This window comes from Kitasatospora sp. NPDC057738, assembly GCF_042798815.1.
In the GTDB taxonomy this organism is placed as follows: Bacteria; Actinomycetota; Actinomycetes; order Streptomycetales; family Streptomycetaceae; genus Kitasatospora; species Kitasatospora lactacystinica.
On the sequence record NZ_JBHVJT010000008.1, the window covers coordinates 1 to 16,044 of the forward strand.

Annotated in this window: 13 protein-coding genes; 4 read left to right on the forward strand and 9 right to left on the reverse strand. The window is 75.5% G+C overall.

Going from position 1 to position 16,044, the window contains the following annotated elements; genetic code table 11:
- The 5 genes from ACFVGO_RS06235 to ACFVGO_RS06255 form a co-directional block, all read right to left on the reverse strand.
- The coding region (locus ACFVGO_RS06235; protein ID WP_380630948.1) for a protein phosphatase 2C domain-containing protein at positions 1-1,343 on the reverse strand (1,343 nt) is incomplete at its 3' end.
- Between the two features lie 3 nt (positions 1,344-1,346).
- Positions 1,347-4,019 carry a tetratricopeptide repeat protein gene (locus tag ACFVGO_RS06240; protein ID WP_380630949.1) on the reverse strand — a complete coding sequence of 891 codons (2,673 nt, stop codon included), beginning with the start codon at positions 4,017-4,019 and terminating at the stop codon, positions 1,347-1,349.
- Between the two features lie 5 nt (positions 4,020-4,024).
- The gene (locus tag ACFVGO_RS06245; RefSeq protein ID WP_380630950.1) at positions 4,025-5,392 is read right to left on the reverse strand and encodes a hypothetical protein; all 1,368 of its coding nucleotides are present in this window, start codon (positions 5,390-5,392) and stop codon (positions 4,025-4,027) included.
- Between the two features lie 275 nt (positions 5,393-5,667).
- On the reverse strand, positions 5,668-6,630 hold the full coding sequence (locus ACFVGO_RS06250; protein WP_380630951.1) for a glutamate ABC transporter substrate-binding protein: 963 nt from the start codon (positions 6,628-6,630) through the stop codon (positions 5,668-5,670).
- A 20-nt stretch (positions 6,631-6,650) separates the two neighbouring features.
- Positions 6,651-8,174, reverse strand: a complete 1,524-nt coding sequence (locus ACFVGO_RS06255) for a hypothetical protein (RefSeq protein ID WP_359906671.1) — start codon at positions 8,172-8,174, stop codon at positions 6,651-6,653.
- Positions 8,175-8,520: 346 nt separating this feature from the next.
- Here ACFVGO_RS06255 and ACFVGO_RS06260 point away from each other — a divergent pair, with 346 nt between their 5' ends.
- Entirely contained in the window at positions 8,521-9,096 is a 576-nt protein-coding gene (locus tag ACFVGO_RS06260) for a nucleosidase (RefSeq protein ID WP_359906674.1), read from the forward strand.
- A gap of 145 nt (positions 9,097-9,241) precedes the next feature.
- On the opposite strand, the gene ACFVGO_RS06265 is transcribed toward ACFVGO_RS06260, so the two are convergent.
- Positions 9,242-10,174 (reverse strand): sigma-70 family RNA polymerase sigma factor, encoded by a 933-nt coding sequence (locus ACFVGO_RS06265; protein ID WP_380630952.1) that lies wholly within the window; start codon positions 10,172-10,174, stop codon positions 9,242-9,244.
- Between the two features lie 103 nt (positions 10,175-10,277).
- Between ACFVGO_RS06265 and ACFVGO_RS06270 the strand changes: the two genes are divergently transcribed.
- On the forward strand, positions 10,278-11,060 hold the full coding sequence (locus tag ACFVGO_RS06270; protein WP_380630953.1) for an SDR family oxidoreductase: 783 nt from the start codon (positions 10,278-10,280) through the stop codon (positions 11,058-11,060).
- A 76-nt stretch (positions 11,061-11,136) separates the two neighbouring features.
- On the opposite strand, the gene ACFVGO_RS06275 is transcribed toward ACFVGO_RS06270, so the two are convergent.
- A complete protein-coding gene (locus tag ACFVGO_RS06275) occupies positions 11,137-11,790 on the reverse strand; it encodes an isochorismatase family protein (RefSeq protein ID WP_380630954.1) in 654 nt (217 codons plus the stop codon).
- 15 nt (positions 11,791-11,805) lie between these two features.
- Between ACFVGO_RS06275 and ACFVGO_RS06280 the strand changes: the two genes are divergently transcribed.
- Complete coding sequence (locus ACFVGO_RS06280; protein WP_380357638.1) at positions 11,806-12,768, forward strand: GlxA family transcriptional regulator; 963 nt, start codon at positions 11,806-11,808, stop codon at positions 12,766-12,768.
- 87 nt (positions 12,769-12,855) lie between these two features.
- Here the strand turns inward: ACFVGO_RS06280 and ACFVGO_RS06285 are convergent, their stop codons facing one another.
- Both ACFVGO_RS06285 and ACFVGO_RS06290 read right to left on the reverse strand, forming a co-directional pair.
- Complete coding sequence (locus tag ACFVGO_RS06285; protein ID WP_380630955.1) at positions 12,856-14,412, reverse strand: AMP-binding protein; 1,557 nt, start codon at positions 14,410-14,412, stop codon at positions 12,856-12,858.
- A 194-nt stretch (positions 14,413-14,606) separates the two neighbouring features.
- Positions 14,607-15,134: a hypothetical protein gene (locus tag ACFVGO_RS06290; RefSeq protein WP_359906689.1), complete on the reverse strand. Its 528-nt coding sequence runs from the start codon at positions 15,132-15,134 to the stop codon at positions 14,607-14,609.
- Positions 15,135-15,256: 122 nt separating this feature from the next.
- On the opposite strand from ACFVGO_RS06290, the gene ACFVGO_RS06295 reads away from it, so the two are divergent.
- Complete coding sequence (locus ACFVGO_RS06295) at positions 15,257-15,958, forward strand: alpha/beta hydrolase (protein WP_380630956.1); 702 nt, start codon at positions 15,257-15,259, stop codon at positions 15,956-15,958.
- Positions 15,959-16,044 lie beyond the last annotated feature (86 nt).

A 16,044-nucleotide genomic window follows, 5' to 3' on the forward strand; every position in this document is an offset into this window, starting at 1 on the left:
GGCGGGGCGACGGGCGGGGCGACGGGCGGGGCGACGGGCGGCGCGACGGGCGGCGCGACGGGCGGGGCCGGAGCGGCGGGGACGACCGGCGGGACGGCCGGCGCCGGGGGCACCTCCGGCGGCGCCGGCGGGACCGGGGGCAGCGGGGCGGCGGGGGAGCCGATCACCGGGAGGTCCGGCAGGGTCGGATCGTGGTCCTCGTCCTCCTCCGCGGCCGGTCGGCCGGCCGGCCGCGGAGCGATCACCGGCAGGTCCAGCGCGGTGGGGGTCTGCTCGGCCTCCTCGACGGCGGTGGCCGGCGGGTCGATCGGCAGCACGGCGACGGTGATGTTGTCGTGGCCGCCGGCCGCGACCGCGAACTTCACCAGGGTCTGTGCGGTGGCGAGCGGCTCGGTGCGGGCGTCCGGGCGCACGTAGTACGCCAGGTCGGTGGCCGCCTCGGCGTAGTTCCACAGCCCGTCGGTGCAGATCAGCACCACCCCGGGGACGTGCGGGGTGAAGTCGAGGGTGTGCGGCACGACCTCCTCGGCGTCGGCGCCGAGCCAGCCGGTGATCGCGTGCGCGCGGGGGTCGGAGTAGGCCTCGGCCTCGCTCATCAACCCGGCCTCGACCATCCGGGCCGCCCAGGAGTCGTCCTGGGTGAGCCGGAAGGGCTCGGCGGCGGCGCGGTCGTCCGGGATCCAGTACGCCCGGGTGTCGCCGACCCACCCGATGGTGACCCGTCCGCCCGCGGCTATGGCGCTGACGTAGGTGCAGGCGGGCGCGTTGAGGTCGGGGCGGGTGGGGCCGGCGCCGTCGGTGGCGAGGTCGGCGACGGCCTTGGCGGCGTCGGCGATGGCCTGGTGCATCGCCCGGTTCGGGTCCCGGCCGGCCTCCAGGGCGGTCAGCAGCGATTCGGAGGCGGCGTCCACGGCCGTCTCCGAGGCCTCGTCCGGGCGGTCGGAGGAGGAGACGCCGTCGCACACCACGGCGACCACGACCGGCTCGCCGCCGGGCAGCGAGGTCGCGGCGACGGTGAAGGAGTCCTCGTTGCGGTGGTGGCGCACGCCGCGGTCGCTGACCCCGGCGACGCCCCCGAGCGACTTCTCCATGTGGTCGCGCGGGCGCGGCTGGGCGCCGCCGCAGCCCTCGCAGTAGCCGTCCGGGGCGACCTGCGGCTGCCCGCAGTGCACGCAGACCGGCCCGCGCGGCGACGGTACGGCCTCGCCGCGCGCGGCGGCCCAGCTCGTCGGCATCGAGCCGGGGGCCGCCCGGCCGTTCCGGCCGGTCCCGCAGGAGCCGCAGAAGGCGTCCTCCTGGTCCATCGGCTCCGAACAGCTCGGGCACTCGGTCTGCTGCGGCATCTGCTACACCCACGTCCTGGGACGGGCACGGTTGGCCCGTTCCACCATCTCGATCCTGATCTCGGCCCGGTCGGCCAACCGGGCGAGTACCCGGTAGGACTGTTCCAGGGCGAAGCGCAGTTCCCGCTCCTGTGCGGGACGTCCCAGTACCACCAGGTCGGTGGCCCTTCGGCCGGCGGCCGCCTCGGCGCCGACCCAGCCGAGGGCCGCGTCGAGCACCTCGACCGCGAGCTCCTCGCGGCGGCGGGAGTCCAGCCGCAGCGCGGTCAGCTGCGCGGAGCTCGCGCCGAGGTCGAGGGCCAGGTCGTCGGTGGCCGGGCGCTCGCGCAGCCGGGCCCGGACGGCGGCGATCCGGGCGGCCGTGTACTGGTTGGAGGTGGCCGGGACGGTCTCCAGGACGCGGACCGCGCCGGTCCGGTCCTCCTCGGCCAGCCGGACCCGGGCCAGCCCGAAGGCGGCGCTCAGGTAGGCGTGGTCGGTGGCCCACACCAGTCGGTAGAACTCGGCCGCGTCGCCGCCGTCGGCGAGCAGTTCGGCGCAGATGGCGAGGGCCAGCTTGGGGGCGGCCTCGCCGGGGAAGGCGTCGTAGACCGCGTCGAAGGCCTCCGCGGCGGCCCGCAGCGCTGCGACTCGCCCGCTCGCCTCCGGGCGCTCCTGTCCCGGCGCCGACGGTCGTCGCTCCCTCGCTCCTGCGTCGCTCCCTCGCTCCGCGCTCTCGGTGCCGGCGCGCCCTTCGGTTCGGGGCGCGGCCTCGCTGCCGACCAGCGCGGTCAGGCCGCGGTACCAGACCACCCGCCAGTCGTCCGGCTGGTCCTGTTCCAGTTCGGCGAGGCGGCGCACGGCGTCCGGGTGGCGGCCGAGTTCGAGCAGGGTGCGCAGTTCGCGCAGCCGGCTCTCGACCGAGACGGTGGGCGCGGCGGCCAGCGCGGCGAGCGTCTCCTCGGGGTCGGGGGTGACCAGGACGGCCAGGAAGCCGGCGTTGGGGTCGCCGGGGTCGACCCGGGGGACGGGCAGCGCGAGGGCGGCGGCGGCCGGGTCCAGGGGGGCCACCCGGAGCTGTCCGGCCTGTTCGGTGGGCAGCACCAGCTCGGTGTCGACGACGCGCAGTTCGGGGCCGAACAGGGTGGACGGCGCGGGCCGGGGCCGGTCGTCCTGGAGGGCCATGATCTCCCGCAGCACGCCGGTGAGCTGGTCGGCCATCTCCTCGGCGGAGGCGAAGCGGCGGGCCGGGTCCGGGTCGGTGGCGCGGACCAGGAAGCGGTAGTAGGACTCGTACCGGGCGAAGGCCTCGACCTGCTCGGGGCCGGGCAGCGAGTCGCGGTAGGTGCCGCTGTAGCCCTGGAAGTCGAAGGTGAGCACCGCGAGGGTGCGGGCCACGGTGTACAGGTCGGAGGCGACGGAGGGGCCGTCGGTGGCGATCTCCGGGGCCTGGTAGCCGATGGTGCCGTAGATCGGGCCGTCGTCGTCGAGCCGGCGGACCGCGCCCATGTCTATGATCTTGAGCGTGTCGCCGCTCTGGATCACGTTGTCGATCTTGAAGTCGCAGTACACCAGGCCCCGGCCGTGCAGGTACCCCAGGGCCGGCAGCGCCTCCAGCGCGTAGGCGATCGCCTGCTCGACCGGCAGCGGCTCGCGCCGGCCGTCCGCGGTGCGGCGCTCGTTGGCGATGTCCTTGAGCGACTTCCCGCCGACGTACTCCATCACGATGTAGCCGTCGGTGGCGCCGGTGCGCAGGTCGGGGTGCTCGGCGAAGTTGATGATCCGGACGATGTTCGGGTGGTCCACCTCGGCCAGGAAGCGCCGCTCGGCGACGGCCACCGCGAGCGCGTCCTCGTCGCCGGTGTCCAGCAGGCCCTTGAGCACCACCCACTTGTCGTTGACCCGCCGGTCCACCGCCAGGTAGATCCAGCCGAGCCCGCCGTGCGCCAGGCAGCCCACCACCTCGTACTGCCCGCCGACCAGGTCGCCGCGGCGCAGCTTGGGCGTGAACGAGTACGGCGTGCCGCACTTGGTGCAGAAGCCGTCCGGGCGGCCCGGGCTGCCGTTCTTCTCCCGGCCCACCGGGGCCTCGCACTTGGAGCAGAACCGCTTGCGCTCGGGCACCTCGGGGTTGGCCAGCACCGCCCGGGAGGGGTCGGCCGCCTCGACGGTCGGCACGGTGACCAGGCCGGCGCCCAGCCGGCTGCGGGTGCCCGCGGTGCCGCCGCCCCGGGTGGAGCGGACCGAGAGCGAGCGGCCGCTGCCGGTGCGGGTGGAGCGGTGCGAGCGGGAGCGGCCGGACATCGTACGGGCCGAGCCGGTGCGGGTCGACATCGAACGGGCCGGGCCGGTGGGGCCGTGGCCGGAGCCGGGGGAGACCCGGGCGGAGGGGACGTACGGCTGGGTGACGCCGGTGTCGCCGCCGGGCGGGGTCAGGCCGCACTCGTCGCAGTAGCCGTCCGGGTCGATGGTGCCGGAGCAGTCGCGCGGGCAGGGCGAGCCGGGGCCGGCGGACGCCGGTGCTCCGGTTCCCGGTGCTCCCGTCGTCGGTGCTCCCGTCCCCGCGGTCCCCGTCGTCGCCCCCCCGGGCGTGGCGGTGGTCCTGGCCGCCGGGGCCAGCCCGCACTCGTCGCAGTAGCCGTCGGCGTCGATCCTGCCGCTGCCGGAGCACTCCGGCCGTTCGCACGTCCCGCCCATCAACCTCAGCCCCCCTGAACCTCTCCGTCGGTCGGCGGCCGGCCGGCCGCCTCCTGAGCCTGCCCGGTTCCGGCCTCGGTGTGGGCCGGCCGCAGCGACTGCTGGAACCGGGCCACCGCGGCGGCCGCCGCCCGCAGGTCGCAGGGCGCGCTCCACAGCAGCCAGCGCGCCTTCTCGTACCGCTCGATCACTTCCGGGTCCTCGGAGACCCGCAGCCGGGCCGCCATCGCCTTGTAGGCGTCCAGCCGGCCGCGCAGCTCGGCCCGGACGGCCAGCGGCTGGGTCACCTCGGTGAGCGACTGCCGGGCCCGGGTCAGCTCCTTGGCGGCGGCGTCCTCCAGCGTGTCCAGCAGCGGTGCCAGCCGGCCCCACTGCCCGGCCTGGCGCAGGTCCAGCGCCGCGACGATCCGCTCGCGCAGCGCCGAGGCCGGTCCGGGCACCGCCGGGACGTCGCTGGACGCTATCTTCGCCAGCACCTCGCCGCGCGCCCGGCGGGCCTCGGCCAGGGTGGCGTCGGCCCGCTGGAGCAGGTCGCCGACGCCCTGGAGGCGGTCCTCGGCCTCGTCGCGCAGCCGCAGCAGGTCCTCCAGCTCCAGCCGGACGCCGTCCAGCGCCCGCCCGGTCCGGTCGAACCGCTCGGTGTCCACCACCCCGGCCGGGCCGGCGAAGGCCGAGCCCTCCGGGACCGTGCCGCGCTGGGCGGGCACCCGGGCCGGGCGCCACAGCGCCAGCGGGTCCCCGCGCACCTCGGTGCGCAGCTCGGTGAGGTCCTTCTCGAGGCCGGCCAGGTCGTCGCCCAGCGGGTGGGCGCCGGTGCGCACGCCGAGCGAGGCGGCCAGGGTGCGCACCCGCTGGAGCTCGGCCAGCAGCAGGTCGATCCGGGCCGGCAGCGCCGACCAGACCGCGTCGGCGGCGCTGACCACCTCCAGCACGGTGGCGTACCAGGAGTTCATCCGGGTCATCAGCGCGTCCAGGCTGATCCGTTCGACCAGCTTGGCGGGCGCGCCGAGCACCTGGGGGCCGTCCGGCACCACCCCGCCCGGGACGGTCACCGCGTCGCCGGTCAGCAGTTCGCTCAGCTCGGCGAGTTCGGGTGTGCCGGGCTTGGCCTTGCGGGCCCGGACGGCCCGGGCCGAGGCCAGGGCCTCGGAGTAGCGGTCGAACAGCGCCCAGAGCAGCGGCAGTCCCTTGCCGGCGACCGACCAGCGCTCCAGGGTGCGCCCGGACAGCTCGGCGCCGTCCAGCAGCCGCAGGCCCGGGTGGTCCTGGAGGGCGAGCAGCGCCGATTCGACCGCGTCCCGCTCCGCGCCGAGGCGGGCGAGCGCGCGGTCGACCTCCTCCCGGCTCAGTACCGGGCCAGCCGATGCCGCCACCGCGGTGTCCTTCCTTCCTCGCGTGCGATCCCGACGTACCTGACGTGCTCGACGTACCGGACGTGCGGTCCCACGACAACCCCCGTGTCCACCACCGGTCTCCCCGTGGTGATCGTCCCGAACCCTAGCCGGTGGCCGTTCGGGCGGAGCGGGCGCGGGGCGTCAACGTGCCGTCGACGCCCCGCTGACGGATCGTGCGCCACCTCTCCCGCGCCGTCCCCCGCGCCGTTCTGCGCCGTCCCGCGCGCCGCCCCCGGACCTGCCCCGACGCCGGATCAGTGCGGTGCGGGCCAGTAGTGCTCGGCCTCGTTGAGCATGTACGGCTTGAGCCAGCGTTCGTACGAACGGGTCCAGTCGCCGCGCGCGTAGTAGTCGGCCAGGACCTGGTTGACCCGGGCGGTCAGGTCGGTGCTGTCCTTCAGCATGGCGACGCCGATCACCTCCGGCTGGGCCTCGCCGTCCACGATCCGCACGGTCTGGTCCTGCGCGGCCTGGCCGGCCGCCAGGCCGTTGTCGGTCATGGTGGCGTCGACCTTGCCGAGCTGCATCAGGACCAGGCAGTCCAGCTGGTTCTCCACCGTGACGACCTGCCGGGCGGTCTTCTTCTCCTTGACCACGGTCAGCGCGGTGGAGCCGTCGGCGGCGCAGACCGCCTTGTCCTTGATCGCGTCGTCGATGTTCTTCGCCGGCGACGACTTCGGCACCAGGACGCGCTGGCTGATGTTGAAGTACGGCTTGGAGAAGGCGACGTCCTCCATCCGCTTGCAGTTGATCGTCATGGTGCGGACGATCAGGTCGACCCGGCCCTTCTTGATGGCGTCGATCCGGTCGGCCGTGGCCACCGGCTTGAGCACCACCTTGTCCGGGTCGCCCATGACGGCCGCGCCGATCGCCCGGGCGAGGTCGATGTCGAAGCCCTCGATCTGGCCGGTGTTCGGGTTGCGGGCGCCCCAGCGGTAGCTGTTCTGGTCCACGCCGATCACCAGGCTGCGCCGGGCCGTGACGGCCTTCACGGCCGGGCCGTCGTCGGTGCTCGGCGGCACGCTCCGGTAGACGTCGCAGCCGTCGGCCTGGTCCTGCTGGTCCTGGTGCACGGCCAGCGGCGCGGCGGTCGTGGCCGCCGGCGCGGCGCCGACCGGGCCGCCCCCGGTGAGCACGGCCGTGCCGGCCGCCAGCAGCGCGAGCGCGGCGGCGGTCCTGGTCCTTCTCCTCGATCCGCTGGATCCTCTGGTGTGCATCGCGTCTCCCCCTCTGCCCGTCACCGGTACTCGGCCAGTCGCCGGCCCAGGCCCCGCAGCGCGGCGGTCGCGGCCACCAGGCCGAGCAGCGCGGCGGCGACGGCGGCGGCGCGCAGGTCCCCGCCGGTGCCCTCGGCGGCCTTGTCGAAGCGGTCCTGCTCGATGTCGGCGGCCCGGGCGAGCGCCTTGTCGGTGGCGTTGAAGGCGGCGTCGGCGGTGGCCGCGTCGCCCTTGGCCGTCACGGTGGCCTCCAGGGCGCCCTGGTAGTCGGCGTTGTCGACCTCCAGGGTCCGGGCGGCGTCGTGCCGCCGGCGCCACTCCTCGAACTGCTTCGAGGCGTCCACGACGCTCGGCACGGCGGCCGACGGCGCCAGCCGGACGGCCTGCGGCAGGGAGCCGTTGGACCGGTCCGGCGGGAGGTCCTTGGCCCCGGCCAGGTGTTCGGTGGCCTTCGTCCACTGGTCGGCGTACCTGGTGGTCGAGCCGCGGGCGACGAAGTGCAGGTTCTCCGCCAGCCGGGCGGTCAGTACGTCCACCCGGGCGGTGTTGAGCGCCCGCAGCGGGGCCGCGCCCTCGCGGTTGCTCCGCTGGAGCGCCGAGCTGGTGGTCAGCCCGGTGACGGTGAGCCACAGGGCGCCGGACAGGACGGCGGCGGTGGCGCCCAGCAGCCCGATGTTGAACACCCGGTTGGTGCGGCGGAACAGCGTCAGCTGCACCCAGGCCAGCGCGGCCAGGGCGACCAGCGCCAGGCCGTACGCCGCCCACGGCACCGCTCTGGCCTCGGCGTAGTCGTCGGACAGCTCCCGGTCCTCGACGGCGGCCAGTTCGGCGGCGGTCGGCAGCAGGACGGTCTGCATCTGTTCGGAGGCGTACCGCAGGTAGGCGCCGCCGAGCGGTATGCCCTGCCGGTTGTCGGCCCGCGCGGTCTCCACCAGGCCGGCGTACACCGGGAGTTGCTGGTTCAGCCGGGCGAGCGAGCCCTGCGCGGGCGAGGTCGCGGTGGTCCGGGCGGCGGCCTGGGCGATCAGCTTGGCGGCGGTGGCGATGTCCTGCTCGTAGCGGTTGCGGACCTCGTCGGGCTCGGCGCCGGCCAGCAGGAAGCCGCTGGCCGCGGTGGTGGCGGCGTCGGCCAGGTTGCGGTGGATCTCGGCGGCGTCCCGGCTGAGCGGCTGGCTGTACGAGACCACCCGGTCGGCGGCCTGGGCCCTGGTCTCCAGTTGCCAGGCGGTGAGCCCGCCGAAGGCCACGGTGAGCACCGCGAGCACCACGCCGGCCAGCCGAAGCCGGCCGGGGGGTGTGCGGGTGGCCTGCGCGAGCCGGGCGCGCACGCCGGTGGCGACGGCCGCCGGAGGGCGCTTCGCGGGCGCCCCGCCGGGTCTGGGTGCCGGGGGCGCCCCGCCGGACTTCGCGAGCGGGGCCGATCCGGGGACGGCCGGTGCCCCCGGTGCGGCCGTCGCCACCGCTGCGCCCGGTGCCCCCGGCAGCTGGTTCGGCCGTGCCGGGAACGCGGCGCCGGACGCGCCGCTGCCTACTGGTGTTGCCACCCGCCTCATCCTCCCCTGGGGCCGGGCCCGTTCCCGGGGCCCGACCGATGGCAGCAGTATGGCCGTGACTCCCCCCGGCCACACCTGACTTGCGCCGATCTTGAGCATGTCGTGCACGTTCCCGGGACGGCCGGTACCACTGGTGCGGCGGGTGCCGCCGGTACCGCCCGTGCCGTCGGTCCGGCCCTTTCGGCCCGGGCCGCTCCCACCGGTCGTCCCGAGAGGTGGCGAACCGTCCGACGCGGGCCGCACCCTACGCGGTTCCCCCGGCCGGGCGGAGCGCGGGGGTCCGGTTGAGGGCGCGCAATCCCGGGTGCGGCGACCCCTCGCTCCGTACGATGGAGGTATGCGCCTGCTTGGAACGATCTCGCCCGACCGCCCGCTGCTCGTCGTCGCCGTGCGCGAGGAGGCCGCCCACCTGGACGACCGCCTGCCCGTGCTGCTCACCGGGATCGGGAAGGTCAACGCCGCCGTCGCGCTGGCCACCGTCCTCGCGCAGGGCGAGAAGCCGTCCGAGGTGATCAACCTCGGCACGGCCGGTGCGCTGCGCCCCGGCTGGGAGGGCACCCACCACGTGGTCCAGGTGATCCAGCACGACCTCGACACCGCCGCCCTGCACGCGCTCACCGGGCGTGAGTACGGCGCCCCGCTGGTGATCGGCAAGGGAGACGGCCCGGTGCTGGCCACCGGGGACCTCTTCGTCTCCGACGCGGCCGCCCGCGACCGGCTCGCCGAGCACGCCGACCTGGTGGACATGGAGGGCTACGCCGTCGCCACCGTCGCGCACCGGGCCGGGCTGCCGGTGCGGCTGGTCAAGCACGTCAGCGACGAGGCCGGGGACGGTGCGGAGCACAGCTGGAAGGAGGCGGTCGACGACTGCGCCCGGAAGCTGGCCGACTGGGTGGTCGCCCAGGGCTGGTGACGCCCGCTCAAGGCGGCGCCTGCCCAGGGTGACGCCTGCTCAAGGGGCGTGCCTGCTCAGGGTGACGCCTGCTCAAGGGGCGCAGGGGTGTGGAACGGGGTGGGAGGGCGACGGCCCTCCCACCCCGCTTCCGTGCGCCCGCGCGTCACTGCTCCCGGAAGTCCGTGAGGTCCAGGGCCGCCAGCCGCTCCGGGTCGGTGAGCACGTCGATCGCGACGATCGCGCCGTCCACCACGGTGAAGGCCATGATCGACAGTGCCCGGCCGTTGTCGCCGACGACCACCGCGCCGGCGGTGCCGTTGACCAGCGCCGGGCGGGCGAACGGCGACAGCGTGCCCCACAGGACGGCCTGGCCGGCCACCGTGCCGGCGCCCGAGAGCACCACCGTGTGCCGGGCCATCGCCGTGCCGCCGTCCGAGCGCAGCACCACGTCCGGGTCGAGCACGGCGACGAGCGCGTCCAGGTCGCCGTTGCGGGCGGCGGCGAAGAAGGCGTCCACGGCCCGCCGCTGCCGGCCGAGGTCCGGGTCGGGCGCGGGCGCCTGCCCCTGCACCTTGCGCCGGGCCCGGCTGGCCAGCTGGCGGGTGGCGGCGGCGGTCCTCTCGATCAGCGGGGCGATCTCCTCGAACGGCACCGCGAAGAGGTCGTGCAGCACGAAGGCGACCCGCTCGGCCGGTGACAGCGACTCCATCACCACCATCAGCGCCAGCCCGACCGAGTCCGCGAGCATCACCTCCTGCTCGGGGTCCACGACGCCCTCGCGCCGCAGCAGCGGGTCCGGGATGCGCGGCGGGCCCGGCTCGCCGTCCGGCCCGGCGGGTTCCAGCGGCTCCTCGCGGCGCTGGGCGCGGGTGCGCAGCAGGTTCAGGCAGACCCGCGAGACCACCGTGGTGAGCCAGCCGCCGAGGTTGGCCACGCCGGCGGTGTCGGTGCGGTCGTAGCGGAGCCAGGCCTCCTGGAGGGCGTCCTCGGCCTCGCTGATCGAGCCGAGCATCCGGTACGCGACGGCGCGCAGGTGCGGGCGCTGCTCCTCGAAGAGCGCGGCCCGGGCAGAGCTCTCGTCCACCTTCTCGTCCACGTGTCACATTCCTTCGTCGCCGGGGGTCAGGGCAGCAGGAGCCACCCAACAACGGCCGCGGCGGGGAGATCAACTCCCGGCCCGGGACGAAACGGAGACGATCATGACGAAGCACACCGTGCTGGTCACCGGCGGGACCGGAACCCTGGGCCGGCAGGTGGTCCCGCTGCTGCGCGCGGCCGGGCCGCCGGTGCGCGTGCTCAGCCGGCAGGACCGTCCGGACGCCGACGGCGTGGCGTACGTGCGCGGCGACCTGCTCGGCGACCCGGCGACGGCGGCCCGGCAGCTGGACGCGGCGCTGGCCGGGGTGGACACCGTGCTGCACCTGGCCGGCGGCCCCAAGGGCGACGACGTCGCCACCCGGCTGCTGGTCGCCGCCGCGCGGCGGGCCGGGGTGCGGCACCTGGTGTACATCTCGGTGATCGGCGCGGACCGGCTGCCGCTCGGCTACTTCCGGGCCAAGCACGCCGCCGAGCGGGCGGTGGCCGACTCGGGCCTGCCGTACACGATCCTGCGGGCCGCGCAGTTCCACGACCTGGCGTTCACGGTGGCGGAGAAGATGGCCCGGCTGCCGCTCGTCCCGGCCCCCGGCGGGGTGCGCTGGCAGCCGGTGGACGTGCGGGAGGTCGCCGCCCGGCTGGTGGAGCCGGCGCTGGACGGGCCGGCCGGGCCGGTGCCCGACCTGGCCGGCCCCAGGGTGTACGAGATGGGCGAGCTGACCCGCGGCTACCTCGCGGCGCGCGGCCGCAGCCGCCGGCACGTGCCGCTGCGGGTGCCGGGCAGGGTCGGGCGGGCGTACCGGGCGGGGGAGAACCTGGCCCCGGCGGGGGCCGAGCACGGGCGGCGGACCTGGGAGGAGTACCTGGCGGAGCGGCTGGCGGGCTGAGGAGTGTCCGTGGCGGTCCGTGGGGTCGAGGAGAGCGCGGAGGCGGCGGAGGAGGGCACCGCGTACGAGCCGCTGTTCAGGCCTTAGCCGCCCGGAGCACCTGCTCCGTCATCACGACCTTGGCGAAGCGCATCGCGTGCAGGGTGGTGGCCGTGGCGCGGGCGAGGTCGGCGGCGGGGACGGTGGTGCCGTCGGGGCCGGTCATGTCGAAGGAGTGCATGGCGTCGACGGGGAAGACCGCGTCGTAGCCGAGGTTGCCGGCCATCCGGGCGGTGGTCTCGTTGCACACGTTGGTGATGATCCCGGTGACCACCACCTGCCGGGCGCCGCGCTCCTGGAGCCAGGCGTGCAGGTCGGGGGTGCCGTAGAAGGCGCTGTTGACGGTCTTGGTGACGTGCAGGGCGGGGGTGACGTCGGCGACGAAGTCCTTCAGCCCGTGCCCCGGGGTGCCCTCGGCGAGCGGGCCGGCCGGGGAGGTGTGCTGCACGGTGACGATCGGGCGGCCGGTGGCCTGCCAGGCGGCGATCAGCTCGGCCATCCGCTGCTCGGCCCGCGGGTTGTCGCGGGGGCCCCAGAAGGCGGTGTCCTCGAAGCCCTTCTGGACGTCGATGAGCAGCAGGACGGCGTCCTGGTCGAGGGTGAGGGGGGCGTCGAAGGCGTCGGTGTTCGTCATGCCGTCCATGGTGGTCGGGGTCGTCGGGCGGGCGTGATGGGCAGCGGGGTCACCCATCGATAGGTTCCTGCCATGCGAACGGTGGGTTGTCTGATCTTCGACGGTGTCCGGGCCTTCGACTACGCGGTGATCGGCGAGGTGTGGGCGAACCGGACCTCCCGGCCCGGCCTGCCCGCCTTCGACCTGCGGGTCTGCGGGCCGGAGGGCGCCCGGGTGCGGCTGGGCGGCGGGCTGGAGCGGGTCCCCGACCACGGGCCGGCGGCGCTGGCCGCCTGCGACCTGGTGGTGGTGCCGGGCGTCGAGGACCCGGCCGCCCGGCGCGGCCCGGAGATCCTGGACGCCCTGCGGGCCGTGGCCGCCGCCGGCGTCCCGGTCGCCTCGCTCTGCGCGGGCGCCTTCGTCCTCGCCGAGGCCGGCCTGCTGGACGGCCGGGAGGCCACCACCCACTGGGCGCTCGCCCCCGAACTCGCCCGCCGCTTCCCGGCGGTGACGGTCCGGCCCGAGGTGCTCTTCACCGGCGGCGACGGCCTGTGGACCTCGGCGGGCGTCGCGGCGGGCATCGACCTCTGCCTCCACCTCGTCCGCACCGCCCACGGCCAGCAGGCCGCCGCCGCCATCGCCCGGGCCATGGTCACCGCGCCCTTCCGGGCGGGCGGCCAGGCCCAGTTCATCCCCTCCCCGGTCCCGGACGCCGCCGCCGGTGACGATCCGCTGGCCCGGCTGCGGGCCGAGGTCGCGGCCTCCCTCGACGCTCCCTGGACGGTGCGCCGGATGGCCGCCGCCGCCCTGATGTCCGACCGCACCTTCGCCCGCCGCTTCACCGCCACCACCGGCACCACCCCGATGCGCTGGCTCCTCGACCAGCGCGTCCTCACCGCCCAGCGGCTCCTGGAGGAGACCGACCTGCCCGTCGACACCGTCGCCACCCGCTGCGGCTTCGCCTCGGCGGTCTCCCTGCGGCCGGTCTTCACGGACCGGGTGGGCGTCGCCCCGAGGGAGTACCGCCGGGCCTTCCGCGGCCGCGAGGAGGGGTAGCGGGGAGGGCCGGCGGCAGCGAGGGCCGGGCGTGCGGGCCTGCGGGGTGGCGGCCCTCGGCGCCGCCACCCCCGGGATTCGCCGCCCTCAGGCCGTGGCGGCTTCGCGCAGGCGTTTCTTGTCGGGCTTGCCGACGGGCGTCAGCGGGATCTCGTCGACCAGGTGGAGCGCCTCGGGGGCGAAGATCCGGCCCTTGCGCTCGGTGACGAAGGCGCGGAGTTCGTCGAGCCGCGGCCGCTGCCCCGGGGCGGGGACGACGGCGACGTGGACGTGCTCCGTCTCCTGGTCGTCGCGGACGCCGAAGACCGCGCAGCGGGCGACGGTCGGGTGGGTGAGGAGGAGGTCCTCCACCTCGGACGGGTAGACGTGCCCGCCGACCACGATGATCAGGTCCTTGACCCGGTCGGAGAGGTAGAGGTAGCCGTCCTCGTCGAAGTAGCCGACGTCGCCGGTGTTCAGCCAGCCGTCCCGCAGCACGGCGGCGGTGAGGTCGGGCCGCTTCCAGTACCCGGCCATGATGCCGTCGGAGCGCAGGTGGACCTCGCCCTGTTCGCCGGTCGGCAGGTCGGTGCCGTCGAGGGAGCGGATCGCCACCTCGACGCCCGGGGCGGGCCGGCCGACCGGGACCTGGACGCTGTCGGGGCCGATCCGGTCGTGCTCCTGCGGGGTGAGGTAGGAGATCAGCTGCGCCTCCGACATCCCGTAGACGCCGACCAGGACGGGCCCGAACACCTTGAGCGCCTCGCGGATCCGGGTCGGCGAGGCGGCGCTGCCCCCGTAGAGGATCTGCCGCAGGCTGGACAGGTCGGTGCGGCCGATCGCCGGGTGGTCGAGCAGCTGGTGGAGCAGCGCCGGCAGCACCCAGAGGTCGGTGATGCGTTCGCGTTCGACGGCGGCCAGGACCGCGCCGGGGTCGAAGGAGCGCTGGAGGACCACCGTGCCGCCGCGCTGGAGGGTCAGGTCGGACATGATCCCGGCGAGGTGGGCGAGCGGGGTGGCGGCGAGGAGGCGGGGCGCGCCGTCGACCGGGTCGCTGCCGACCGGGGCGTCGAAGACGCGGCGGTAGGGCCCGTGCAGGCTGAGGATGCCCTTCGGGATGCCGGTGGTGCCGCCGGTGTGGCGGATGCCGAGGTCGTCCTCCGGGCCGATCCGGACGTCCGGCGGTTCGGCGGGGCGGTGGGCGGAGGCGGCGATGACGTCCTCGCCGAGGGCGCCGGGGGCGCGGTCGGCCGGCCCCGGGCCCAGGGTGAGGACGGTGGGGCCGTCGAGCAGCGGGAGCAAGCGGGCGGCCGAGGCGTACCGTTCGGCGTCCACGAGCAGGAGGGTCGTGTCGACGCTCGCCGTGATCTCGGCCAGGACCGGCTCGCTCATGCCGTCGTACAGGTTCACCACCCGGGCGCCCGCGAGGCCGGCCGCGTACCGGGCGACGAGGGCCTCGGGGGTGTTGCCGGTCAGCAGGGTCACGGTGGTGCCGAGGGCGGCGCCCCGGGCGATCAGCTCGTGGGAGAGGCGGTAGGCGGCGGCGGCGAGGTCGCCGGCGGTGATCCCGGCGCCGTCGGTGGTGACGACGGCCCGCCGGTCGGGGTCGGAGGCGAGGGACCGGAGGATCAGGGCGGGGCCGCTGACGAACTCCGCGTCGCCCATGGCTACTTCTTCCTTGCAGTTTGCAACCATGGCCACAGGCTAACCCCACCCGCACCGTCGTACCGGGGATGTTCCGCCGGTAATTGGCGTGAACGCATCGCCATCGGCGCAATCATGACTGTCCGTCATGTCAATGGCATCGCGCGCGCCGCCCCGTCCGGGTGAACCACCGGGGGCCCGGTGCGGCGCCCCGCTCAGAACGCCGCCGGGGGCCGCAGGGCGAGGTCGGTGGCGGTGGCCCAGTGCTCGGTGGCGGCGGTGACGATCACGCAGCCCTGCTGGGAGGGGAGCCGGGGGACGAGGGCGCTGCGGCAGCCGTGGCTGTGGTTGACCTCGACCGGGACGCGGACGCCGTGGAGCAGGACCTCGCCCGGAGTGGGCGGGCCGTCGAGCGGGGCGAGGTGGGTGCGCGGGTCGAGGCGGTCCGAATTCGCCAGGAAGGTGGAGAGTTGGGACTGCGGGGTGGTGAGGGAACCCACCCGGTGGCCGGCCGGAACGGGGCGCGAGGTCTGGACGACGGCGACGAGTTCGCCGTCCAGGTGGTAGTTGAGGTCGAGGTGGCAGAGGTAGCCGTCGGAGGACAACCGCCCCAGCAGGAAGGACCACCCGGGCGGAGCGGCGCGGAGCGCGGCGATCTGCTCGCCCCACTCCTCGGCGGTCTCGCGGTGGGTCGGTATGCGGATGCTGCGCGGGCCGGTGTCGCGGAACAAGGGCTTTCCCAACGAGTGGTGGCTGATCGGTCGTTGGGACGAGTATGCGGGTGGCGCCCGGCAGTTCGGGGGCGGACCGCTCGGTAGGCTCGGGCGCGGTCCAGAAGTGATCCGTTCCGGACGAGGAGTGATCCGTGGCGACGTACGTTCTGATCCATGGCGCGGCGGCCGATGCCTGGTACTGGGGGCCGCTGGCGGCCGAGTTGCGCGGGCGGGGCCACGAGGTGGTCGCGCCGGACCTGCCGTGCGACGACGACGCGGCCGGGCTCGCCGAGTACGCGGACGCGGCGGTGGCGGCGGTGGCGGCCGTCGGGGACGGGCCCGGCGGGCTCGTGGTCGTCGCGCACTCGTTCGGCGGCTTCACCGGCCCGCTGGTCTGCGCGCGGATGCCGGTGGACCTGCTGGTCATGCTGCACGCCCAGGTGCCGGCGCCCGGGGAGACACCGGGCGAGTGGTGGGAGAACACCGGCTACTGGGCGGCCCGCCGCGAATCCGACCGCAGCAGGGGCGTGGCAGAGGGCGCGGAGGAGGACGAACGCGCCCTGTTCCTGCACGACACCCCGGCCGCGCTGGCCGAGGAACTCCTCGCGAAGCACGGGAGGCGGCAGTCCGCGACCCCGTTCGGGACGCCGTGGCCGCTGGAGGCCTGGCCGCAGGTGCCGACCAGGTACCTGCTGGCCACCGGCGACCGGTTCTTCCCGCCCGCGTTCCTGCGGCGGCACGTCGAGGAGCGGCTCGGCTTCCGCCCGGACGAGATGCCGGGCGACCACCTCCCCATGCTCGGCCACCCGCAGGAGCTGGCCGAACGCCTGGAGGCGTACCGGGCCGCGCTGTAGCCGCCGAAGGGACGGCGCTGCGAGTGCGGGGGGAGTGTGAAATAGAGCCCCTTTTTCGGGTGGGGGGGAGGCGGGGGGTGGTCGAC